Source organism: Algoriphagus sp. (genome assembly GCF_046296635.1).
In the GTDB taxonomy this organism is placed as follows: domain Bacteria; phylum Bacteroidota; class Bacteroidia; order Cytophagales; family Cyclobacteriaceae; genus Algoriphagus.
In genome coordinates this window covers 1-23366 of sequence record NZ_JBKBKZ010000007.1, presented here as the reverse complement: position 1 = coordinate 23366, position 23366 = coordinate 1, and the positions used below count along the sequence as shown (strand labels likewise).

The following is a 23366-nucleotide window of genomic DNA, read 5'->3' as shown; positions in this document are numbered from 1 at the left end:
CTCAAATCTTGATACTAACGTATTGATACTAGATACTTCAATTAAACTCCAAACTGATACTTCCACCAGAGCTCTGCATGGTTACCGGGATTCCACCGCCGTTAACTTTTCCAAGGATTCGGTCTTTCTTCATTTCTCCACTGAAATTGTTGAGTGAGGTATTCACTCTTCCGCCGCTCAAGTCAAGATTAAGTCCTTGTCCAGCCGACACTACAGCAGTAATACTTCCTCCACTGCTTTTTAGGCTTAGTCCTTTTTCCAAATTGGTAAGTTGGGCACGGATCGATCCGCCGCTTGTACTTGCATTGATACCTCCACGGATATCTTCAAGGGTCACACTTCCACCCGACGAACCTACCATCAAATCGCCAACCAGCTTATTGATTTTTATAGAACCACCACTGGTCTGCACATCGACATTTCCTTTGAAGTTTTCCACTCGGAATGAGCCTCCTGAACTGCTGGTCTTCACCTGTCCGCTGCTGTTGACAACTTGAATGCTTCCACCACTTGTAGCGACAGTATGAGTTCCATTAATTCCATCAATTGAAATCGAGCCACCGCTGGACTGGAATTTGGATGACATTTCCCTCGGTACCTGTACCTTAAAGGAGAGGTTCAATTTACTTCGGCTACTGTTGTTTTTCCTTTTCACAATCACTGAAACAGTATTTCCGGATTGGTTGATGTTGATGTTGTAATTATCCAATTCTCTTTCCACTTCTGAATCTTCCTTTCCGACTTCTCGTCCGTTGAGCTTCACATACATATCGACGATTACTTTATTGCCGCTAGTCCCTGTGACTGCTACAGAAGATCCGGATGTTTCAACGTTGAGATTTCCCGCACCATTTAGCGTAAATTCTTTGGTGAGATATGGATTTGCCAGTTCAATTGAAGCAAAGGCGGTGACTTGAAAAATAAGCATTGCAAGGAATGCTAAGGCAAGGGATTTTTTAAAGATTTTCATAGAGAGATTTTTGAAGTATGGAGTATTCTTATTTTAGTGTTTCCATAATTATGCCAGTTAAAAACCTGTCATAAAGCCGATTGAGTAGATATTTCTACCTTTTCACTTTTTTCAACACGGACATCTTTGTTCGCTGACGGGCATTTTAATGTTGCGTTGTCACCTTATTTTTCTGAAAACTATACAATAGGTAAAAAAGTGAGGGTAAAATAAAAACGCTCCCAATCAACAATGCCCAGGCTAGGGTTTCGATTGGTTTCCCTGTTGCAGAAGAATTATAAAACGACAGATTTTCTCCGGATTTGATGATCACCAAATCAGGAAAATAATGATATCCAAAAGCCAAAAGAATAGCACTGACAACAAAACCACTGAGCAGCCTAACCAAAACCTGATTTCCATTTTTCAAAGAAATCCAAAGGTAAATCATAGCCAGAGTAGCCAGGATCAACATTCCAATGGTTATTATTTCCTTCAGCAACAAACCTATAAGTGGAACCTCATCCGTAATAGAAGCTAGGAATACTATTCCTCCTGTCAACACAGAAGCAATTATAAACTGCTTGGCTTTTCGAACCACAATTAATCGTATGGTAGAATTTTTTGATTCACCTATCAAAAAGACTGAAGCTAACAGTCCACATATCGCTACAGTGAAAAGCCCTACAGAGATGCTGAAAAAATTCAACCATGGCTTGATGTATCCATCATAAAAAGTTGCCGCTTCGGTATCAATCTGACCTCCTACTGCAGCTCCAAAAATTAGCCCCAAAAAGAAAGGAGTAATTAAGCTTGAATAGGTGAAAATGAGGTTATAAACTTTCTGCATTTCATCCTCATAGGCATCATAATGTCGAAATATAAAAGCAGTTCCTCTTCCTATAATTCCAATTAGCATCAGCGCAAGAGGGATGTGCAAATGAACGGAAAGTGTGGTGTAAATCGGCGGAAAACCGACAAACAGAATCACAATGGCAATAATCAGCCACATGTGATTTGCTTCCCAGATCGGTCCAATGGTTTTGTAGGTCGTATCCCGAAGTTGCTCACGGGAAGAAGCAGGTGTGAACATTTCTACGATCCCAGCGCCAAAATCCGCTCCTCCAAGAATCACATAGAGCAAAAGCGCTAGACAAAGAAAAATAATGACCACGTACAGCATAGGTTGAGATTAAGTTTCGATAGATTCCTGAGCGTACTTTTCCAAAGTCTTTGGCAAAACCTTGATTTGCCTATAGAGAAGGAATGTCACAATAGCCGCAAGAGAAATGAAAATCGCCGTGAATACAATTAATGAATAGACAATTCCAGGAATTGGCGACACAGCATCTTTGGTAAGCATTATTTCATAGATGATCCATGGCTGACGTCCCACTTCTGTCACGGTCCATCCCGCTTCCAAGGCGATAAATCCCAATGGAGTGGCAATGACAAATAGCCAAAGGAACCAACGCTTGAATTGCCAGCTTTTCTTTTTCCACAAAGAGAAAAAATAAAGCAAACTCAAACCAACCAACAGCATTCCTAATCCCACCATAATCTGAAATGCAAAATGCGTGACCATCACCGGAGGATGATGTTCTTCCGGAATTTGGTCTAGCCCAATCACTTCCGCATTGAAATCCCCATGTGCCAAGAAACTTAGGGCTCCGGGGATTTCGATAGCATAGTTTACTTCTTTCTTTTCAACATTAGGGATTCCTCCGATGATTAATGGAGCTCGCTTGGAAGTTTCAAAATGCGCTTCCATCGCAGCGAGTTTTGAGGGTTGCCTCACAGCAATATCTTTTGCAGAAATATCTCCGGAAATAGGTTGAAGGATAGCAGCCACCGCACCGAAAACAATGGCGATAGTGAATGCCTTTCGGTGAAATTCCAAGTTTTTGCCCTTCATTAATAAATAGGCATGAATTCCAGCCACCGCAAATCCAGTGGAAACAAATGCCGCCAAAGTCATATGCAGCGCTTGTGTAAGCCATGCATCGTTAAACATAGCTGCGATGGGATCAATATTCAGGTACTCTCCATTGACAAAATCAAATCCTGTCGGACTGTTCATCCATCCATTTGCAGCAACTACCAAAATACCCGAAGCCAAACCGCTGATGCCAACAATGACTCCGGTCCACCAGTGAAACCAAGGATTGAATTTGCCCCAACCATAAAGGAAGAAGCCCAGGAAGATCGCCTCAATGAAAAATGCGGTGCCTTCCAAGGAAAAAGGCATCCCGAAAATTGGTCCTGCATGAAGCATAAACTCCGGCCAAAGCAATCCCAACTCAAAGGACAGCATGGTACCAGAAACAGCTCCTGTTACGAAGAAAATCGCAACTCCTCTGCTCCAAGCTTTTGTCAGTTCTTTGTAAAGTGGGTCTTTGGTTTTTAGGTATTTGTAATGAGAGGTAGCCATGAAAAAGGGCATTACCATCCCAATGCATGCAAAAATGATATGAAATCCCATGGAAAGGGCCATTTGGGAGCGGGCAGCAAAAAGATCATCCATTGAATAACAGCTGAGTTAAATTTAATTATATGCTATTCTATTACTAAAAGAAATATCTCTTGAAATCCTGCTGGAAGACGGGAGACGGGAGACCGAAGAGGGCCATAATTTTGATTTGAGGCCTTTTTCCATTTTTGATTTTCATCTACTGGCTAAAGAAGCGCCTAATCGTAATCTAAAATAAATGATTCCGAGAATTCAATATTGATTTCTTTTGACTGACGATTAAGAAGTGGGAATAGTTCATCAAATCAGGTTTAATTTCTTGAATAAAAATGAGTGTTTTCAGAAAGCTTCAATGATTGGAGGAAAGCATATTTTAATGTGCATTAACGCAACTTTTCCAGCAGATTAAAATAATCAGTAAAAATCCTGAGTAACGATTGGTTTTGGATACTTCGGTCTTCGGTCTCTGGTCCTGCCTACCGCCAGGCAGGCTTCCGACCCCTTAACTAAAGAAAATTAGCTTACTCGCAGGATTCCGTATGTTCATAAATTTTGAATTGATCTAAAGAAGTAGAACAATTTCAAGTTTTCGAATTGGATTATAAGGATAACTTTTTGATATTTTAAACCCGGACTATTCATTAGGATTCGTAATGAAGGGTTTAATTGCAAAAAAATCAGGCTATTTGGAGACTGAAGCATAGCACCGCTATGGTGAAGTTGAAAATAGCAAAGCAGTGTCTGATTTTAAAGCAATTAAAGCCTGTAATAGAATTGCTAATGCATAGTCCGGGTTAAACCTAAACCACCATCCATGTACGTCAACAGGCACTATCATATCTGGAGCACGATCCGCTGGTCTAAAAAACCATTAATCAACGCGTTTTTTTATTCTTTAGCTATCATCGTTCTCTATGAAATAACCGACATTCCTTTTTCTCTTCCCTGGCAACCCATCTCAGTCATCGGTATAGCGGTAGCTTTTTATTTGGGTTTCAAAAACAACAGCTCCTACGATCGCGCTTGGGAAGCCCGGAAAATCTGGGGGGCGATCATCAACGACAGTAGATCCATTGCGATTGGCGTTTTGAGCCTTCCCAAGTCAGATGTTTCATTTGAGTGGAAAAAAGAATTTGTCTATCGTCATATAGCCTGGGTTCTGGCGCTGAAGCACGCTATGCGAAAGATGAAATCCTGGGAGCATGGGGCGAAAGTAGAGAACTTGGTTTTTACCCCTTACTATCGAGAAGAAGGACTGAAGGGGGTCTTTCCGGAATTGGAAAAATACCTTACCTCTGATCAAATAGATAACTTAAAAACCTACACCAATATCCCTTTTCATCTCTTGAAGACTCAAAGTTTGGAATTGAAAAAACTGGAAGAAAGTGGAGGTATCACAGAGTACAAGCATGTTTGGCTTCAGCAATTGATCTCCAAACTTATGGACAGCCAAGGCATGTCTGAGCGGATTAAGAATTTCCCTTTTCCTAGGCAATATGCCTCCACCGGTTTGTTTATCAATTACATCTTTTGTGCACTGATTCCATTTGGTTTGCTGGATATTTTCACACAATCCTCCATGCTTCATTACTGGCTAACAGTGCCGTTTTCTACGATAATTATTTGGATTTTCTTTTTGGTGGATCGGATTGGGGATTACTCTGAAAATCCTTTCGAAGGAGCATACAACGATGTGCCAATTTCTTCCATCACTCGTGTGATTGAAATTGATCTGCTTGAAATGCTGGAGGAAAAAGACATTCCAGAGCCCTATCCGGTGGAGAATGGGTTTTTGATGTGAGCTGGATTTTTGATTTACGATGTACGATTTACGACGTTGAAGTCAGGTTTAAAAATTGGAAATACGATTGAAATATTGTTGAAATATGTCCGCCTGCGACGGATGAAATAATGAGGGTATTTGTGAGGACGGTAGCCTTGTCTCTTTAGAGAAGCCAAGGTTTTGGAGATTCATTCTCTTTCAGCTCTCCGCAAATATTTCACAACTGAAGGGAGTGTATCTCGCGTAGCGTATCAAGCAGCTCATATTTCGTGTAGCATATCTCGCGACCGAAGGAAGCCTATCTCTATTGTATTTCCACCTTATTTCAAGTTAAAACTTTGCTACTGAAATCCTTTCCCTTTGTCGCTGAGATGTTGACTCTATTTCTCGACCGCAGGGAGCCTATTTCTATTGTATTTCTACCATATTTCTCTAGCCTCTTGTTTCTAAAATCTTGTTTCTAAATTTTGATATTTGATACTTCATACTTTTTACTCACTTTTAATACTCTTCACCGGATTTGACCAAGCGGCTTTGAGCGTTTGTGAGGCCACAGTTGCTGCAGCGATAATTCCTGCAATCAATCCTGCCCAACCAAAAATGGTCCAAGAGATTCCGGTTTTATAAGCAAAATCCTCCAGCCAACTGCTCATTCCAAACCAGGAAACAGGTATGGCAATAAGAAAACCGATAACCACAAGCTTCAGGAAATCTTTGCCAAGCAATACCATAATATTTCCTGTCTCTGCTCCCATCACCTTTCGAATTCCAATTTCCCGAGTTCGTTGTTCTGTTGCAAATGTGACCAAGCCTAACAACCCAAGAATGGAAATCAAAATCGCCAAGACCGAGAAGAAGGTGAATACTGTTTTTACTTTTGCTTCGGCTTCATATTGGCGATTGAATCCCTCATCGACGAAAAGCGGCTCGAAAGGGTAATCGGGACGTAGTTGGGTCCATTCTCCCTCTAAGTATGTCAAGACTTCTTCTCGTTGTGCAGCATCGATCTTGATACTAACCTGATTATTTCTATCCTGTGAAATCATAAACACAATAGGAACAATCGGTTGATGAAGGCTTTCGAAGTGGAAATCCTTCATCACCCCAGTGACAAAACCTCTTCGATTTCCATAAAGAAACTGCTTTCCGATGGCTTCCTCTGGATTTGACCAACCCACAGCTCGAATTGCCGCTTCATTTAGGATAAAAGCTTCGGTGGAATCACTTGCACGGAGAAAATCAAAATCCCTTCCCGCCTCAAGCGGTATCCCATAAGTGCTAAGGAAATTATGTGCAACATGGATATCTGCAATTCTCACATTCAGCTGAGTCAATTCACCATTGACTTCAGCCGTTGTGCCTTGTGAATCCAGCAATCTTCCCGAAGGAACTCTACTGGACAAACTTACTTCTTTGATACCGGGATGAATTTCAAGCCGATCTTTGAGAATCAGATAGTTTTCATTGATCTGAGCACTCGTAGGAAGGATAAGGATATCTTCCTTTTGGAAGCCCAAATCTTTGTTCTGCATATAATCCAACTGTCTGACTACCACCAAGACAGCGACGATCAAGATCACCGAAATCGCAAATTGCCCAACTACTAAAAGAGATCGGAAATTCTCGTGTCCTTTGCCAGCTTTGAAGGCACCTTTCAGCACTTTTGCAGGCATAAAACCTGATAGAAACAAGGCAGGATAACTACCAGAAATTAGCCCCACAAAAGCCATCAATCCAAAAATTCCCAAGAGATATTCCGGATTCTGGAAGAAATTTAGGGTGAGGGATTTTTCTGTGAAATTCGAAAAAGTCGGCAAAAACAGATAAACCAGAATAATCGCCAAAATCATGGAAAACAGTGTCATCACGAAGGATTCGCCCATAAACTGACGGATCAAAATCACTTTATCAGCGCCCATCACTTTGCGAAGTCCCACTTCCATTGATCGCAAAGAAGATCTGGCGGTTGACAAGTTCATGAAATTGATACATGCAATTATCAGGATAAACAAAGCTACCGCGAGATAGACAAATACATAGTCAATATTTCCATTAGGTTCGATTTCTGAAGCCAAATTGGAATGAAGGTGAACATCTGAAATGGGCCAAAGATTAAGCTTAGTACCTTTAGACATGGGAATTCCTGCTTGGTTCTCGCCCATATGTCGGTCGATCATCGCCGGAAGTTTGGCTTCGAATGCTTTTCCATCTACGCCTTCTGCAAGTTTGATGAAAGTGGAAAAATTGTTCGAACCATAGTTGGACATAAATGCTTCCTGACCGCCGTAAAACTGCACTACGGGAATCACCGAACCGAGAAAATCAACATGGAAATGGGAGTTTTCCGGCATATCTTCCATCACTCCACGTACTTGAAAGGTGAATTCCTGCCCTGCTAATTCAGCCCGCAATTCTTTTCCTACAGCAGATTCATTTCCGAAATAACGCTTTGCAGTACTTTCGGTCATGATGATTCCATCTGCTTCATTCAGTGCATTTTGACCTTCACCTTCGATTGTTTTCCAGGAAAAAAGATCAAAAGTCTCCGGATCGGCAAAGAAAAACCGCTCTTCAACCATCGCGTTGGTGCCGGACTTGATCAGCGCATCAAAATTGAATAATCGTGCAGAAACGGCAACATCCTCAGGGAAATCGGACTGAATCAGCGGGCCAAAAGGTGGCGCCAAATGACCCAAGTGAAGGCTTTCCTCACCGTCCTGATTGAACCAAGCGCGAGAAACTCGGTAAATCCGATCTGCATCTGGATGGTATTTATCATAGCTCAGTTCGAACTGCACGTACAGCAAAATCACAATACTCACTGCCATGCCGATCGCAAGTCCGATCAAATTGATCAGCACATACATCGGATGCTTTTTGGCATTCCGGAAGACGATTTTGAAGTAGTTTTTGAACATGTTTTTTAATTGAAAGATTAAAATATTGGAAGATTGAAAAATTAAGATCAATCTTTCCTTTTTCTTGTTCTTGATTTTCAGTTCTTGGCTCTTGGCTCTAGGTTCTTAGTTCTTGTCTCTAATTTTCTTGCTACTTACATCTAGATACTTGATACTTCAATTTACTGCTTGATTACCTTCGAAGAACCCGAAACTCCGATACTCTTCTTCTCTGGATTTCCTCTGTAGTAAACATTTCCGGAACCTGAAGATCCAACAGTCAAGGATTCAATTACAGAGATTGAGGTATCAACTGACCCGGATTTCCCGATTTTAACTGCCTCAGCTGTGAAATTGATCGCTTGAAGATCACCGGAACCTGATTGACCAATACTTGCTTCAGCTGCTTGGCCACTTTCGATAATTACTTTTCCGGAGCCGCTCATACCAACAGTAAGCTTTCTCGCATTTATGTTTTGAGTGATTATATCACCTGAACCTGCAAGTCCAATTGTGAAGGAATTTGCGCCAAAGTCAGAATTGAGGATCATGTCGCCTGAACCCCCGTTTCCGATGGATTCCAGTTCTCGGATAGTGACATATACTTTGATATTTACATTTTTGTAGTTTCCTTTTTCAAGTTTGATGGTAAGTTTTCTTCCATTTACTTCGGTAATTACTTTATTTAAATCAAACCCGGAGGATTCCAGTCTGATCTCGTCTTTAGACCCTTTGTTGATTTCCACATCCCAGCTGCCGTTGTTTTCAATTTTAGTAAAAGTACCGGGAGTTCGGACTTGAGAATTTTGGGCAAAAGCAGAATAGCCAACTAGAAGCAGGGCAAATACGAAGGCGGAAATTTTTGAAGTTTTCATAGTTTTTGGATTGTGTTAGTTTTCAATTCAGTTAGATGCCAGAGATTGTGCCAAGGTTAAAGTACCTGATTACGCACTCCAGAGGGGAATTTTAGTTTTTTGTATTGTCCGGGTAAAAGCATTTTTGACCGTCAGCGAACGTAATGAGGTTTAAATAGATTCTCCCAACACTTTGAATTCTATTCCTTGGATGCAGACTTTTTGAAAAAGGTTGCTTAAGAAAAAGTGAAAGTTGGAAAAAAAAGACGTCTGAAAAAGAACTAAAGATCTTATCAACCAAGGCTCATACTTTATTTTTAGTGACCTAAATAGGCTTACTTCAATCGTTTTTTAACCATTTAGGGAATTAGGAAAATTAAGATTTGAGACACCAGCTTCTTTTCGATTCATGGATGAGGAAACTTACTAAAAGTCAAAAACAAAGGATTGATTTATAGCCCTCAATGACCATAATTTTCTTAATGGTTAGATATACCTGAGTAACAAATTTTGAGAGTGTTCTAATAAGTCTTCTCTTTTGTGGAAGTTAGGAAGTTAGGGGGTTGGGAGTAGCTTTTGTTGTACTTGAATTTTTTCTGTCTCGTGTCTTATATCTTGGTTCTTGTGTCTTGGTTCTAATATCTTGTGTCTAGCGTCTTGCTTATTCGGTCTTAATCGCCTCCACAGGATTGGCCCACGCTGCCCGAACCGCCTGAACTCCCACTGTAAGCAGAGCAATCACCAAACTCAAAATTCCAGCGAGCAGAAAGGTACTCAGCGATAATCCTGATCGATATGGGAATCCTTCCTGCCAGCTATTCATCAAATACCAGGATATCGGAACAGCGATCACAATACCCAACATCACCAAAATCAGAAAATCTGCACTTACCAATTTGATGAGACTCTCGCTGCTGGCTCCCAAAACTTTTCGTATCCCAATTTCCTTGGTTCGTTGCTGAACTTCATAGGCAGCTAGCGCAAAAAGTCCCAAGCAAGAAATCAAAATTGCCAAAATCCCTGCAATACTGAAGGCGAGACTCAACTGCGATTCTTGCTGATATTGCCGTTCAAAAACCTCGTCAGCAAAAGAATAGTTAAATGGATTTCCTGGAAAAATCTCCTTTTAGATTACCTGAATACTGGCAAGATTGGCTTTCATATTGGAGGACTCCATGGTGAGTATGAAAAAACCATCTGCCTGACTAGCAAGGAAAATCATAGGCTTAATCTCTTCCCTTAGAGACATGTGGTGATAATCTTTTACGACCCCAACAATTTCAAATGGTTTGCCCCAAAGTATACTTAGGACTGCGGCAGATTCTGGATTCTCAAATCCAAGCTGTCGGGCAGCTTTTTCATTCAGAATAACTTTATTGATTACGTTCCAACTGGCAATAGTTTCCTCCATATTGAAATTTCTCCCCGCAATTAGTTCAATGTCATAAACTGGAAAAAACTGCTCGTCGATGATCAACATCGAGTAATTGTAGTTTTCATCCTCAGGTCTTGGTACGAGGGGAGTAATTCCTCCTGCGGAGAAATTATAGCCAATTCCAGGAATATTGTTGGAACCTGCAAGCTCCTGCACGAAGGACTGGGAACGGAGTGATTCCTTAAATGCATTCATTTTGGATCTTCGGTTTTCACCTGCATCGTTTGGCCCTGCGATGGCTACTTTTTGGTTCACATTCATTCCCAAGTTTTGGTTTTGCATGAATGAAAGTTGGTCTTTGATGACCAAAGTGCAAATGATTATCCCCACCGAAATCACAAATTGAAAAACCACAAGGGACTTCCGTAGCACTTGTGAATCAGGCTTAAATTTCAATTTGGATTTCTTATCAAAACTACCGGAAAGCACAACCACGTATGTTCCAGAAATGAATGCACAGGTCAACATAATCCCACAAACCAACAAAATCACTTCGGGCAGAATCAGTGATTCAATCCAAATAGGCTGACCAAAAATCCGGCTCAAAACAGGGCTAAACAAATAGATCAAAAGTCCAGAAATAAATGCTGCTCCCGAAAGTAAAACCAGTGTCTCAGTCATGAATTGTTGCGCAAGTTGCCAAGATTGGGCACCCAACACTTTTCGCATTTTTACTTCCTTGATGCGGGTCAGAATGGCGGCTGAGGACAAATTCAGATAGTTCACATAGGCAATCCCCAAAATCAGAATAGCTATTGCCAAAAAAACCAGAACCGATCCCATTTCTGAAAACTTGGTAGTGGATCACTGATACTGGTGCCTAGGTGAATATCTTCGAGTGGTTGAAGAAGAATTTCCGATTTTTCAGAACCGGGATTTTTGCGGATAAATGATGTCAATTGCTCAGCTAGGGCACTGGAAGAAACTCCGCTTTTGGTCAACAAAAACATGTTGACAAATCCAGATTCCAGACCGTTGGGATCTGCCCAGTCATTGCCCTGACGGTATTCAGGATTTTCCAAGGTATGAATAGAAACAAAGACCTCTCCTCGAAGATCTGATCGATCGGGAATGGACTCGATAACACCTGTTACAGTCAATTGAGCTTTTGCAAACTGATTGCTCAATGTGAACACCTTCCCAAGTGGATCCTGCGTTCCAAAAAGCTTCTGAGCTATCTGTCCAGTGATTACTGCTGAATTGGGATTCTTTAAATCAGCAGATCCTCGACTTTTTCCAAAAGAAAAAGACTGGAAAAAACTTCCCTCCACGAAATTGATATTCTCCTCCGTGAAAGCCAAATCAGTTTCAGGAACAGCAACCAAACCTCCTGCAATCCCCTCGGCAAATCGATTGACAGATTCTACCTGGTCAAAGTTATTTTCGATAATTGAAGCATATCCTGGTGGCAAATAGGTTTCAAATACGCCATTTCCCTCAGTGACTACGATTCGATATAAGTCATCTTTGCGAGTGTGAAACTCATTGTAGCTCCACTCTGTCGTAACATAAGCAAACAGAACTAGGAAAGTCACCAAACCCAAAACCAAGCCCAGGAGATTAACCAAGGAAAACAGCCTGCGTTTCAGCAGACTACGGAATGAAATTCTAAGGTAGTTTAGGAACATGGGGAGGTTTGGAGGTATGGAGGTTTGGAGGTATGGAGGTTGGGAAGTTAGGAGGTTGGAGGCTTGGAAGTTGTAATTAGTGTTTAGTAAGTTGTAAGTGGTTTTATTGGGTCTTGATTCTGGTCTCTTGTCTCTAGTTTCTAGCGTCTTAATACTTGATACTTATGTCTTGATACTTTTCTTACTCGCTTCTAAGCGAATTTACAGGATTGGAAGAAGCAGCTTTGAAGGCTAGAAAACCCACAGTAAGTACAGCGATAAAGATCAAAAGCAGTCCGGAACCTGCAAAGACCCACCAGCTCAGTTCAGTTTGCATGGCATAGGTTTCGAGCCAAGAATTGGCGAAGTACCAGGCCAAAGGCAGGGAGATAAGAACAGATACTCCTACCAACTTCACAAAGTCTTGCGTGATTAGTGCAAGAATTCCTGTCATGGATGCCCCAAGGACTTTGCGGACTCCGATCTCCTTCTTTCGGCTTTCAGCAGTGAAAGCTGCCAAGCCAAATAACCCGAGACAGGACAGAAAGATGGCGATCACACCGAAATATTCAGAAAGAATTGAAACTCGCTGCTCTTGGATATAGAGGGTTTGATAGGCCTCATCCATGAATGTAACCTGAGGCTTCTGTCCAAGAACAGACCGAAATACCTCTTCAACTCCTGTTATGGTTTCTTTTTGATTATCTGCTTCGATCCTAACCAGGATATTTTGGGCAAAACCTGGGTCATATTTTATAAATGCGGGTTTTACTTTTTCTTTCAGCGACTCGAAATGGAAGTCTTTCACCACCCCTATCACTTCCATGTCGTTGCCCCAAAGATTCATAATCTGACCAACAGGATCTTCAAATCCTATTGTTTTTATAGCGGCTTCATTCAAAATGATTTTGCTGCTTTCTTCTCCAAATTCAGGTGAAAAAGATCTTCCTGCGACCAATTCAAAATCCATCGTCTCAATCAAATTCATGTTCACAGAAATATTCTCAAACTTGATCTGCTCTTCAGTATTCTTACCTTCCCATGTAAGTCCAATGGTTGAATTTGCAAGCCCTACGAGCGGATGTGTGAGGCTCGATGCATTCTCAACCCCCGGTACAGCTTTGATTTGTTGTAGAACAGTATTCAATTGGGATTCCGGAATTGTTTCGGATGGTATTCGCAATAAATGGGACTGATCATATCCTAAATTTTGATTTTGAATAAAATTCATCTGCTTGCCTATGACCACTACACCCACAATCAAAAGCAGTGATATTGCAAACTGAAAAACAACCAATCCCTTTCTTGCCAAAAGCTCTCCTACACTACCTTTCAGATTGATAGTCATAATCTGGACAGGCTTAAATCTGGATAGGTAGATAGATGGATAAATCCCTGCCAGCAAACTAGTAACTACCCAAATCCCCGCCAGAATAAAGATTTCATTTAACCCAAAAGCTAATTGAAGTTGCTTTGAGGTAACTTCATTGAAGATGGGTTGCAAGAGGTTTACAGTAATAATTGCGATCACTAAGGCCAAAAAAGTGATCAAAAGCGACTCAACTATGAACTGATAAAAAATGCTAATACGGGTGGCTCCCATTGATTTTTTCACACCAATTTCTTTAGATCTCGCCATAGATCTGACGGTGGTTAGATTCATGAAATTGATGCAAGCAATTATCAAGATGAATAGTGCAATGCCTGAAAAAATCCACACATAATTAATCCTCCCCCCTACTACTTTTCCATTTTCGTATGTGCCATGAAGGTAGGTATCCGCATAAAGTTGAATAAAAGGCGTAACGTTAGATCCTTCTGCTCTATCCTTGATGAAGTTGGCAATCTGAGCATTGAATGTGGCCTCATCAGTTCCATCTCGAAGCAGCAGATATGCCGTTGTATTGTAATTATCCCAATGAGCACCATCCCCAAGCATTTGTTTGAAAAAGGGATAGGCAAGTAAAAATTGGGGCTTTTCCACATCCAATTGTCCAAAATCCTCATACACTCCAGTAACTTCCACCTCATAGCCAAAATTGAACACCTGCCATTTCAAAGATTTTCCAATGGCATTTTGAGGTGCTCCAAAAAGAGCATTAGCCATCGTTTCAGACAAGGCAACTGAATTGATTCCTGTAAGCGCTTTGGATTGATTACCCACAATAAACTTATGGCTAAACATATCCAAGTAGGCTTGATCAACAAATAATCCTTCGGCCTCAAATTTTTCTGTTTCCGAATCGAAGACCATTCCTTTTATAAAAGGAGAAACACCCGCCGCTAATTCCACTTGAGGCAATTCTGCTTTCATGGCTTCGGCCATTTCTGCAGGAGTTTCTCTGATAGTCACTATTCCACCTGAATTATCATGATTAGTCATCACGACATAGATCCGATCCGAATTTTCATGATACCGGTTGATGCTCAACTCATCTTTGACCCACATGGAGATCAAAATCACCGTCGTCAAACCCAAGGACAACCCCAAAAGGTTGATAACAAAAATGGACTTAAACTTCTGAAAATTCCGAATTGCGAGGAGGAAATAGTGGCGGAGCATGGGGTAGGGAGTTAGGAAGTACGGAAGTATGGAGGATTGGAAGTTGGATGTTAGGAAGTATGGCGATTTCTTTTCAATTCACCTAAATAATTGTATTTTAGTTACTTACATCAACTTAAATCAATTTAAATATGGAAAGTTTCAAATTTGAAAAACTTAGGATTTGGCACGCTGCGATGGATTTTGGCGAATTGATTTTCGAGGTATCAGGGAATTTTCCTATTGATGAAAAGTACAATCTGATATCTCAAATCAGGAGGGCTGCAGACTCCATAGCATTAAATATCGCCGAGGGATCTACAGGCCAATCAAACAAGGAATTTCGCAAGTTTATTGGATACTCTTTAAGATCCTTGGCTGAGGTAGTTACTTGTCTACACAAGGCAAAAAGAAGAAAATATCTCGCGGAATCAGAATTTTCAACATTCTACACTCAAGCATTTAACCTGATGAATAGTATGGGAGCTTTTAGGGCGACTCTAGCTGTTAAAAAAGCTCCATCGCCCAAAAAACCAAGGACTTAGATTTCTCCTTTTGCTTAACTTCCCTGCCTCCAAACTTCCTACCTCCACCTACACATGAAACTGCTCCCGAATATTCTCCGTCACCACTTTTCCATCGAATAGATTGATGATTCGGTGTGCATAGTTGGCATCGTGTGGGGAGTGCGTTACCATCACGATGGTAGTTCCTTCATTGTTGAGTTCTTCCAAAAGGCGCATTACTTCTTCACCATTTGTTGAGTCCAAGTTACCTGTTGGTTCATCGGCAAGGATCACAGATGGCTTGGCCACAATCGCACGGGCAATAGCCACACGCTGCTGCTGACCACCGGAAAGCTGCTGAGGGAAGTGATTTCTACGGTGCATGATGTTCATGCGGGTTAGGACTTCTTCCACTTTTTTCTTTCGCTCTTCAGAAGGAACTTTCAAATAAAGTAGTGGAAGCTCTACGTTTTCGAACACAGTCAATTCATCGATCAAGTTGAAGGACTGGAATACGAAACCGATATTTCCTTTTCTCAAGGCAGAACGCTGACGCTCAGAAAACTTGGCTACCTCATTTTCCAGAAAGTAATATTCTCCACCATCCGGATTATCCAGCAGACCAATGATATTCAGGAGTGTCGATTTACCACATCCCGAAGGGCCCATGATGGCGACGAATTCGCCTTTTTTGATTTCAATTTGGATACTATCCAGTGCGGTAGTTTCCACTTCCTCGGTAGCATATAGCTTTCGAAGGTTTACGGTTTTGATTACGTTGACCATTGGATTTCGGATTTCAGATCTCAGATTTCGGATTTTTATAGCCCAAAGTCTTGATCCACTTTGTTGATATATTTTTATTATTTAATTGATATTCAATTTATTAATTATTTCAGCTTAATAGTTTGGAATATAAAAGTTCAGATTTCAAAAATCCGAAATCCGAAATCCCACGTCCGAAATTACCTAAGCTCCAGCACCTCATTATTCCCGAAGTTCTCATACCCACTGACAATTACCCTTTCACCTTCGACGAGTCCTTCAAGCACTTCATAGAACTCAGGATTTTTTCTTCCTAATCTGATATTTCTTTTCTCTGCATTTCCGGTTGAATTGAGCACAAAGACCCAATTTCCACCAGTATCCTTGAAGAATCCGCCTGTAGGTAGCAACAAGCTTTGCTCGCTTTGGCCTAGCTCCAATCGGATTCGTACACTTTGACCACGTCGGATACCTGCCGGATTTTCTCCGGTGAATACCATGTCTACTTCAAATCGACCATTGGTGATGGTCGGATAGATTTTGGAAATCTCCAGTTCGTAATCTTTTCCGCTAAGCGTAAACTTCCCTCTTAATCCTTGTCCGATTCTCGGAAGGTAAAGCTCATCAATCGGTACTCTTACTTTGAATTCATCAAGTATATCAATCTGACCATAACGTTGACCTGGGCTGATTGCTTGTCCGATTTCCAACTGCTGAGGGGTAGCTAATTGTCCGGCAATTGGAGCTGTGATGACCAAATTGTCGAGGATATTACCAACTCCATTGAGCGAAGCATTCATCCTGCTTTCAGAGAGCCTTAACTGATTTAATTGAATGGATCGGGCGATGGAATCATTTCGATACGAAGTGTAAGTGAGCTTTTTGCGCTTTACATTGTATTCGTATTGCTCTTTTACTTCTTCAAATTCTCGTTGAGACACTAGCTTTTTATCATGAAGTTCTTTGAAACGCTCGTATTGAGGCTTCAGCAAACTGATCTGATAATCGATTTCAGCGAGTTGTCCTTGTTGATTCAAGTCATTTTGATCAAGCAAAAGCCGTGTTTGACGCAGATTGTTGATTTGCTCATAGAGCATCGTTTCCCGCTGCATGACATCGAGTTGAAGATTGGAGTTAGTGAGCACGAGAATAGTGTCACCTTTTTTCAGCAAAGATCCTGACTCGCGAATGACCTGATTGACCATCCCTCCTTCTATTGCATCGAGAAATACTGTTCGCGCCGGTTCGATCTGACCTGAGACGAGAATGTAGTCAGTGAATTCACCTTTTGAAACCGTAGCGATGCTAAGCCTTTCTTTGTCCACCTTCATGGTGGAGCGGTGGTCGGCAAATCCAATTTGATAAATAATTCCTCCCAATAAAACTGCACCACCTAGTATGGCTGCGATTTTTCGGGGGGTCCAGGTTTTCTTTTCTATTTTTCTATCCATTGTGTGAAAATGCCCTACATGGCTTGCTCCCTTTATGCCAAATGATGTGCCATGCAAAAAATAGCCCTTGGGCACTCAAAATCAAGATTTGCAGAAAATGCAAATTTCGAGTCTCGAACAATTTCGTCCGCCACCGCACAAAAGTGGATCAAAGTCGAATTTTTGTTCGTAACTTTTTTTTTCAATTATTAATCTCAAAAACGGCCAAAATCGTCCGAAAATGGCACTTTTCAATTCAATTTAACCTGGGAAAAAAATCGGCAAACTTTTGGAACAGGAAGGCAGTAAGCAGTTTCCAGTATTCAGTCTCAGCGTCGGGAAATCAGTGAGCAGTGTTCACAGACAATTCGCCGCATTGAATAGATTTTCGCGAGCAGCTGATTATACGCTTGACACAGCATTAAATAACACTGAAATATGACTTTAACTCCACCTTCCCCTTTAAGATATAACTCTCTTATCCTATGAACGACCAACGATTTGGTAAGATTCTCATCGTAGATGACAACGAAGACCTACTCAAAGCAGCTAAGATTTTTCTCAAGCGTCATTTCGCTCAGGTCGACACCGAGACAAATCCTGATCTGCTTCCGATTTTGACACATAATGAAAACTATGATGTGATTTTACTTGACATGAATTTCACTAAGGACGTGAGTTCAGGTCAGGAGGGATTCTATTGGCTGGATCGTATTTTGGAGTTAGACCCTTCTGCTGTAGTCGTTTTGATCACTGCTTATGGGGATGTAAATCTTGCAGTGAAAGCCATCAAAGAGGGAGCTACCGATTTTGTGCTTAAACCTTGGGAGAATGAACGATTGCTAGCCACATTAAATTCTGCACTCAACCTCCGTCAGAAAAAACTGGAAGTCAATTTACTGACAGATCAAAAAAACACGCTTCAGCAGGACCTTGATAATAAATTCAAGGACATCATCGGTCAAAGTCCAGCGATGCAAAAGGTGTTTGAAACCATCGAACGGGTTGCTGCCACAGATGCGAATGTGTTGATTTTAGGGGAAAATGGAACAGGGAAGGAATTGATCGCTCGGGCGATTCACAGACACTCCAGAAGAAATCGAGAGGCGTTCGTTGGGGTGGACTTAGGGTCGATTACCGCTACACTATTTGAATCAGAGCTTTTTGGTCACAAAAAAGGATCCTTCACCGATGCTAAAGAAGATCGGGCCGGTAGGTTTGAACAGGCGCACAAAGGGACGCTTTTCTTGGATGAAATCGGAAACCTTACCATGCCACTCCAGTCCAAACTTTTGGCTGTGCTTCAAAATCGCCAAGTAACCCGAGTTGGTGCCAATCGCCCGGTCGATGTCAATATTAGGTTGATTTCGGCGACCAATATGCCCATTCATGACATGGTCTATGACAATGGATTCCGTCAGGATTTGCTCTATCGGATCAATACGATCGAAATTCAACTCCCTCCTCTTCGTGAGCGAATAGAAGATATTCCTGTTTTGGCGGATCATTTCATTTCTTTTTATTCAAAAAAATACAACAAAGACATCCGAAAAGCCTCCGAGCCTTTGATCAAACGCATGTCAAAGTATCACTGGCCTGGAAACATCCGTGAACTTCAGCATAGCATTGAGCGGGCTGTGATCATGAGTAACCACAATGTCCTGCAACCTGAAGATTTGTTTTTGCAAAAAATGGCTCAGCCCGATCAAAAAGAAGAATCTGTAAGTTTGGAACATCTCAATATAGAGGATGTGGAACGAATCCTAATCCGCAAAGCGCTCCAAAAACACAACGGTCACATCACTCGCGCTGCCGATGAATTAGGGTTAACAAGGTCCTCGCTTTATAGAAGACTGGAGAAATATGGTTTATAAGCGGTTTTCGATTGGAATTAGCGTCAGAATAATTCTGATTACGATTTGCATGTTTTTAGCTGTTTGGCTCTACTATACTCAGGAGTTATGGCTTGCGCCAGGGATTTTGGTATTGATCGTCACCATTTTGACTGGCGAGATGATCTATTATGTCAACTCGATCAATCACAAACTTGCCCGCTTTTTAGACTCCATTCGCTTTACTGACTTTTCCTCTTCCTTCACTTCAGATAGCAAAATGGGTGGCTCCTTTCGCGAAGTGAATATGGCTTTTAATGAAGTCATGGAGGTGTTTAAGCAAACCCGCGCTGAAAAGGAGGAACAGATGCTTTTCCTTCAGGTCATCATTCAGCATATCAATACCGGAATCATTTCTTTCAACTCTCTCGGTAAAATCGGAATCATCAACAATGCAGCGAAACATCTGCTCCAAATACCACAATTCAGGGACATCAAAGATCTGGGTAAACTTTCACCCAAACTTTTGAAAGAAGTAACTGAGATGAAGCCTGGTCAGCGCATTTCATTCAAAGTAAATAACGGACTTCATCTTATCGTACAGTCGGCATCTCTAAAAATGGGCGGACAAAGTTGGACACTGCTTTCCCTACAAAACATCAATGCCGAACTTCAATCTAACGAGCTGGAAGCCTGGCAAAACTTGACTAAAGTTCTCCGTCACGAAATCATGAATTCGATCACACCTATTTCGAGTTTGGTCGAATCGCTTAGGACAATTCTTGATGAGGACAGCTACGTGCAGCTAGAAGGGTTTTTGATCAAAAAAGACGGTTTCCAGGATATTCAGGAAGGTTTGGATACAATCGCCAACCGCAGCAAAGGTCTGGTAACTTTTGTAAATGCCTATCGGGATTACACGAATATTCCGGAACCCAAAAAAGAATTGATTGAGGTAAAAATGCTTTTCGAAAATGTCATAGGACTGATGAAGGAGGAGCTTAAATCCAATCAAATCGATGTCAACACCGAATTAATTCCAAGTGAACTTGAGGTACTTTGCGACTCAGATCAGATCAGTATGATTTTGATCAATTTGGTTAAAAATGCATCTGAGTCGGTTACCAATCAGGCTGATCGATCCATTATCCTTAGAGCAATTGGTCAAGGAGATATGGGGACTTTGATCCAAGTAGAAGATCACGGGGCTGGTATCATACCCGAGGCTTTGGAACGGATCTTTATTCCCTTCTATACCACCAAAAAGACAGGTTCTGGTATTGGATTGGCCATTTCACGGCAGATTATGAATTTACATCGGGGAAGTCTTTCAGTAATCTCAGTGCCGGGAGAAAAGACGGTATTTACGATGAGTTTTAAGTAGGTTAAGCCATCATTCGCTCCAACCGCTCTTTCCATTTTTCCCAATCCGGATTAAATAATTTTCTATCCCGCTACTGATGACAACACCATATAAGGGTGGTTTCTGGGCGGCATTACCTATGACACGATTCTCCTTTCTGGTTCTTTATTATGCTAAGTCATAATTGTATTTTTTTAATTTTAATTCCAATGAGTAAGGAAAAAGATAATTTGAGCCCTTTGAATATTCCTGAGGTAGCCTACAGTGAAATCCTTAAGCAGGCTTTGGAGGAAATCCGTATCGCACGGACTACGATTGCAAAACAGGTTAACACCACCCGAAATTCCATTTATTGGAACCTGGGAAAGTTGCTTTTTGAAAAACATCTTGATGAAGGCTACGGAAGTGGTGTCGTGAAACAATTGTCTATTGATTTGAAAAATGAATTTCCAGATATGGGTTTGTCTCCACGGAATTTATGGGACATGAAACGTTTTTATGAGAGGTATTACCAGTCAGACTCAAAACTGCGACAAGCTGTCGCAGTTTTGCCTTGGGGTCACAATTTATTACTGCTCAATAAAGTAATCCAAAATGAGGAAGTAGAATTTTATGCACAGGAAACCCTAGTCAAAGGTTGGTCAAGGGATTTGTTGCTCAATGCGATCAAATTGAACAGCTTTAATCAATCTCAAAAACAAATAAAGACAAACAATTTTGACCATACCCTACCTGAGATTCATGCTGGATATGCAAATGAAGTGTTTAAGAGTTCTTACAATTTAGGTTTTTTGGGAATTACAGAACCCATCAGAGAATTGGATCTGGAGAATAGGCTGATTGAAAAAATCAGAACATTTATTTTAGAGTTAGGTAAAGGTTTTAGTTTTATCGGGAACCAGTATAGGCTGGAGTACAACCACAAAGAATACTTTGTGGATTTACTTTTTTTTCACAGAGGGCTGCGCGCACTTGTCGCCATAGAGTTAAAAATTGGAAACTTTAAAGCTGAGTATGTCGGCAAAATGAACCTCTACCTTTCCTTGCTCGATCGCTTAGAGAAAGGTGAAAACGAAAATCCATCCATTGGCATTATTCTCTGTGCTGACAAAGACCACTTGGATGTGGAAATTGCGCTTCAAGATATTAATAAGCCGATTGGGGTAGCCGAGTATCAATTATTGTTACCTAAAGAAGCTTTGCAAACTTTGGTATTAAACGAACTGAAAGAAGAAAATCAGAGATAATCAAAGAGTTGAAATCCAGCCGAATTAACTTTTCGATGAAAAACTATTTACTATTAATTTCAAGTAGTTCATCCCTTTTTTTCTACAACTCATCATATTTAACAACAAAATAATGTATGCCAAGTACATTTTTTAATAGAATGGTTGTAAATTCTTAAAAAAAACAGCAATGGACAACCCAAAAAATCAAGAAATTAAGAATGCAGCTTTTCAACTGGCTGGTTTAATTTACGGCATTTCACTCGATGGAGTAATTACCAAAAATGAATACGAAGCCCTGAAAAGTTGGTGTTGGGAAAATGAACCACTTTGCGAGTTGGAATCATTTCAAAACCTTCACAGCCAAATCAAACCAATCATTGATGATGGAAAAGTGAATACTGAGGAGATAGAAGAATTAAAAGATATTCTTAACAAATTCTTAGAAGAAAATGGTGCTGACACAAGCAGTGCACCAAATTTGTATTTTCTAAACGGAATCTTCAAAGGAATTCTCGCAAGTGGTGATGTCAATACCTACGAAATCTACAAACTCAACCAATGGCTTGAAAAAAATGAACACTTAAAATCCTCCGCTCCTTTTGATGAAATGTTCACACTAATAGCTTCTGTTTTGGAAGACAAAAAAGTGGATGATGAAGAAGCCAAACAATTGAAAGCATTCTTCTCAAACTTGATTAAATAGATTTTTGAGAGTCATTAAGCAAGAAGTCTTAAACTGTGTTTTGATTTATTGATTTCCAGTGAAAAAAAAATCCTGCTTTGGTATATCTTGCGGAAACAGATTCGCTGAAAATTATTGAAAAAGATTTTTTTGGGGAAATTTGAAATATGAAGACTTCAATTTTCCTGATCGCTCTTTTCTCAATCCTAAACTTAGCTTCTGGACAGAGTTCGAACAAATTTCAATTTGGAATATACGGAAATATTGGCCTACCGATGGGGGAATTCCGAGAAACTGTCAACAACTCTTTGGGCGGTACAGGTTGGGGCGGTGGAATGAATTTTCTCCTTAATCCCAAAAAAGGTGGTGTTTACAGTCCCGTATTTATAGGGATTGAGGGGAATTACATGAATTTGGGAACGGATAAAACACCTGCCACTTCTTTTTTGCCTCAGTTGAAAACTACTTTTAATTATTACAATGTAGGGCCAATCATTCGTGTTTTTTTGGTTGAAAAAGAGGAAGGGTTCGTTCCTTTTTTGGATGGCTTTGTAGGAATGAAAGCGCTCAATACCAACACTCAAGTCGATAATTCTTTGCTCGACACCATCCTTAATCAAGAAGACCTCGAATCACTTCTCTCAACAGATTCTGAAAGTCTCGGTTATGGTGTCGGATTAGGGTTTTATAATCGAAAGTTCAATGACCGAGCAGGAACTGGTCAGGGATCATTTTATCTAAGATTGATGTATCAGTATGGAGATAGAATAAATTATGTCAAGCGTAGATCGATTAAGGTTGATAATAAGGGTTTCATAACCTACCAAACAGATCGAACCCAAACCGGAATACTCTCGCTTCACCTAGGACTGTTAGTTTGGTAATGCTCAAAATTTTTGATTTGAGACTGTATTATTAGGAATAATTAATATGGATATACGCAAATCTGCCAGTAGCCAAATTCTATTTAGTTTCACCTCGACTTCGCTCGGTGTCCGTTAGTTTTGTTTTATTGGGAGGGG

The 23366-nt window shown here is 40.8% G+C and carries 18 protein-coding genes; 7 read left to right on the top strand and 11 right to left on the bottom strand.

Features of this window, described 5'->3' with window-relative positions:
- Positions 1–37: 37 nt before the first annotated feature.
- The 3 genes from ACK4HU_RS07060 to ACK4HU_RS07050 form a co-directional block, all read right to left on the bottom strand.
- Positions 38–970 carry a hypothetical protein gene (locus ACK4HU_RS07060; protein ID WP_409804781.1) on the bottom strand — a complete coding sequence of 311 codons (933 nt, stop codon included), beginning with the start codon at positions 968–970 and terminating at the stop codon, positions 38–40.
- A gap of 145 nt (positions 971–1115) precedes the next feature.
- Positions 1116–2132, bottom strand: coding sequence for a cytochrome d ubiquinol oxidase subunit II (locus tag ACK4HU_RS07055; RefSeq protein WP_409804779.1), 1017 nt, complete (start codon positions 2130–2132; stop codon positions 1116–1118).
- 9 nt (positions 2133–2141) lie between these two features.
- Positions 2142–3473, bottom strand: coding sequence for a cytochrome ubiquinol oxidase subunit I (locus tag ACK4HU_RS07050; protein WP_409804777.1), 1332 nt, complete (start codon positions 3471–3473; stop codon positions 2142–2144).
- 760 nt (positions 3474–4233) lie between these two features.
- Here ACK4HU_RS07050 and ACK4HU_RS07045 point away from each other — a divergent pair.
- Complete coding sequence (locus tag ACK4HU_RS07045) at positions 4234–5220, top strand: bestrophin family protein (protein ID WP_409804775.1); 987 nt, start codon at positions 4234–4236, stop codon at positions 5218–5220.
- A 473-nt stretch (positions 5221–5693) separates the two neighbouring features.
- Here ACK4HU_RS07045 and ACK4HU_RS07040 read toward each other — a convergent pair whose 3' ends face one another.
- From ACK4HU_RS07040 to ACK4HU_RS07015, 6 genes are all read right to left on the bottom strand, one after another.
- Entirely contained in the window at positions 5694–8120 is a 2427-nt protein-coding gene (locus ACK4HU_RS07040; protein WP_409804773.1) for an ABC transporter permease, read from the bottom strand.
- 161 nt (positions 8121–8281) lie between these two features.
- Complete coding sequence (locus ACK4HU_RS07035) at positions 8282–8974, bottom strand: head GIN domain-containing protein (RefSeq protein ID WP_409804771.1); 693 nt, start codon at positions 8972–8974, stop codon at positions 8282–8284.
- A gap of 640 nt (positions 8975–9614) precedes the next feature.
- Positions 9615–9998 (bottom strand): ABC transporter permease, encoded by a 384-nt coding sequence (locus ACK4HU_RS07030; protein WP_409804768.1) that lies wholly within the window; start codon positions 9996–9998, stop codon positions 9615–9617.
- Between the two features lie 81 nt (positions 9999–10079).
- A complete protein-coding gene (locus tag ACK4HU_RS07025) occupies positions 10080–11171 on the bottom strand; it encodes an FtsX-like permease family protein (RefSeq protein ID WP_409804766.1) in 1092 nt (363 codons plus the stop codon).
- Positions 11141–12016 (bottom strand): ABC transporter permease, encoded by an 876-nt coding sequence (locus ACK4HU_RS07020; protein ID WP_409804765.1) that lies wholly within the window; start codon positions 12014–12016, stop codon positions 11141–11143. Before ACK4HU_RS07020 ends, ACK4HU_RS07025 begins: the two co-directional genes overlap by 31 nt.
- A gap of 181 nt (positions 12017–12197) precedes the next feature.
- On the bottom strand, positions 12198–14558 hold the full coding sequence (locus tag ACK4HU_RS07015) for an ABC transporter permease (RefSeq protein WP_409804763.1): 2361 nt from the start codon (positions 14556–14558) through the stop codon (positions 12198–12200).
- Between the two features lie 131 nt (positions 14559–14689).
- Here ACK4HU_RS07015 and ACK4HU_RS07010 point away from each other — a divergent pair, with 131 nt between their 5' ends.
- The gene (locus tag ACK4HU_RS07010) at positions 14690–15082 is read left to right on the top strand and encodes a four helix bundle protein (protein ID WP_409804760.1); all 393 of its coding nucleotides are present in this window, start codon (positions 14690–14692) and stop codon (positions 15080–15082) included.
- A gap of 48 nt (positions 15083–15130) precedes the next feature.
- Here the strand turns inward: ACK4HU_RS07010 and ACK4HU_RS07005 are convergent, their stop codons facing one another.
- The gene (locus ACK4HU_RS07005; RefSeq protein ID WP_409804758.1) at positions 15131–15829 is read right to left on the bottom strand and encodes an ABC transporter ATP-binding protein; all 699 of its coding nucleotides are present in this window, start codon (positions 15827–15829) and stop codon (positions 15131–15133) included.
- A 179-nt stretch (positions 15830–16008) separates the two neighbouring features.
- Entirely contained in the window at positions 16009–17259 is a 1251-nt protein-coding gene (locus ACK4HU_RS07000; protein WP_409804755.1) for an efflux RND transporter periplasmic adaptor subunit, read from the bottom strand.
- A gap of 464 nt (positions 17260–17723) precedes the next feature.
- Between ACK4HU_RS07000 and ACK4HU_RS06995 the strand changes: the two genes are divergently transcribed.
- The 5 genes from ACK4HU_RS06995 to ACK4HU_RS06975 all read left to right on the top strand — a co-directional run bounded on the left by ACK4HU_RS06995 (position 17724) and on the right by ACK4HU_RS06975 (position 23228).
- A complete protein-coding gene (locus ACK4HU_RS06995; RefSeq protein WP_409804753.1) occupies positions 17724–19112 on the top strand; it encodes a sigma-54-dependent transcriptional regulator in 1389 nt (462 codons plus the stop codon).
- Positions 19113–19161: 49 nt separating this feature from the next.
- Positions 19162–20454, top strand: coding sequence for a sensor histidine kinase (locus ACK4HU_RS06990; protein WP_409804751.1), 1293 nt, complete (start codon positions 19162–19164; stop codon positions 20452–20454).
- Positions 20455–20642: 188 nt separating this feature from the next.
- Positions 20643–21680, top strand: a complete 1038-nt coding sequence (locus tag ACK4HU_RS06985; protein WP_409804749.1) for a YhcG family protein — start codon at positions 20643–20645, stop codon at positions 21678–21680.
- Between the two features lie 169 nt (positions 21681–21849).
- Positions 21850–22365 (top strand): hypothetical protein, encoded by a 516-nt coding sequence (locus tag ACK4HU_RS06980; RefSeq protein ID WP_409804746.1) that lies wholly within the window; start codon positions 21850–21852, stop codon positions 22363–22365.
- A gap of 146 nt (positions 22366–22511) precedes the next feature.
- A complete protein-coding gene (locus ACK4HU_RS06975) occupies positions 22512–23228 on the top strand; it encodes a hypothetical protein (RefSeq protein ID WP_409804743.1) in 717 nt (238 codons plus the stop codon).
- Positions 23229–23366: the final 138 nt, after the last annotated feature.

What these genes read in the sequence shown, in the direction of transcription:
- ACK4HU_RS07035 (WP_409804771.1), bottom strand. Translation starts at nt 8,974, where the DNA reads ATGAAAACTTCAAAAATTTCCGCCTTCGTATTTGCCCTGCTTCTAGTT.
- ACK4HU_RS07025 (WP_409804766.1), bottom strand. Translation starts at nt 11,171, where the DNA reads ATGGGATCGGTTCTGGTTTTTTTGGCAATAGCTATTCTGATTTTGGGG.
- ACK4HU_RS07020 (WP_409804765.1), bottom strand. Translation starts at nt 12,016, where the DNA reads ATGTTCCTAAACTACCTTAGAATTTCATTCCGTAGTCTGCTGAAACGC.
- ACK4HU_RS07040 (WP_409804773.1), bottom strand. Translation starts at nt 8,120, where the DNA reads ATGTTCAAAAACTACTTCAAAATCGTCTTCCGGAATGCCAAAAAGCAT.
- ACK4HU_RS07000 (WP_409804755.1), bottom strand. Translation starts at nt 17,259, where the DNA reads ATGGATAGAAAAATAGAAAAGAAAACCTGGACCCCCCGAAAAATCGCA.
- ACK4HU_RS07050 (WP_409804777.1), bottom strand. Translation starts at nt 3,473, where the DNA reads ATGGATGATCTTTTTGCTGCCCGCTCCCAAATGGCCCTTTCCATGGGA.
- ACK4HU_RS06975 (WP_409804743.1), top strand. Translation starts at nt 22,512, where the DNA reads ATGAAGACTTCAATTTTCCTGATCGCTCTTTTCTCAATCCTAAACTTA.
- ACK4HU_RS07060 (WP_409804781.1), bottom strand. Translation starts at nt 970, where the DNA reads ATGAAAATCTTTAAAAAATCCCTTGCCTTAGCATTCCTTGCAATGCTT.
- ACK4HU_RS06985 (WP_409804749.1), top strand. Translation starts at nt 20,643, where the DNA reads ATGAGTAAGGAAAAAGATAATTTGAGCCCTTTGAATATTCCTGAGGTA.
- ACK4HU_RS07005 (WP_409804758.1), bottom strand. Translation starts at nt 15,829, where the DNA reads ATGGTCAACGTAATCAAAACCGTAAACCTTCGAAAGCTATATGCTACC.
- ACK4HU_RS06990 (WP_409804751.1), top strand. Translation starts at nt 19,162, where the DNA reads ATGTTTTTAGCTGTTTGGCTCTACTATACTCAGGAGTTATGGCTTGCG.
- ACK4HU_RS07045 (WP_409804775.1), top strand. Translation starts at nt 4,234, where the DNA reads ATGTACGTCAACAGGCACTATCATATCTGGAGCACGATCCGCTGGTCT.
- ACK4HU_RS06995 (WP_409804753.1), top strand. Translation starts at nt 17,724, where the DNA reads ATGAACGACCAACGATTTGGTAAGATTCTCATCGTAGATGACAACGAA.
- ACK4HU_RS07015 (WP_409804763.1), bottom strand. Translation starts at nt 14,558, where the DNA reads ATGCTCCGCCACTATTTCCTCCTCGCAATTCGGAATTTTCAGAAGTTT.
- ACK4HU_RS07010 (WP_409804760.1), top strand. Translation starts at nt 14,690, where the DNA reads ATGGAAAGTTTCAAATTTGAAAAACTTAGGATTTGGCACGCTGCGATG.
- ACK4HU_RS06980 (WP_409804746.1), top strand. Translation starts at nt 21,850, where the DNA reads ATGGACAACCCAAAAAATCAAGAAATTAAGAATGCAGCTTTTCAACTG.
- ACK4HU_RS07055 (WP_409804779.1), bottom strand. Translation starts at nt 2,132, where the DNA reads ATGCTGTACGTGGTCATTATTTTTCTTTGTCTAGCGCTTTTGCTCTAT.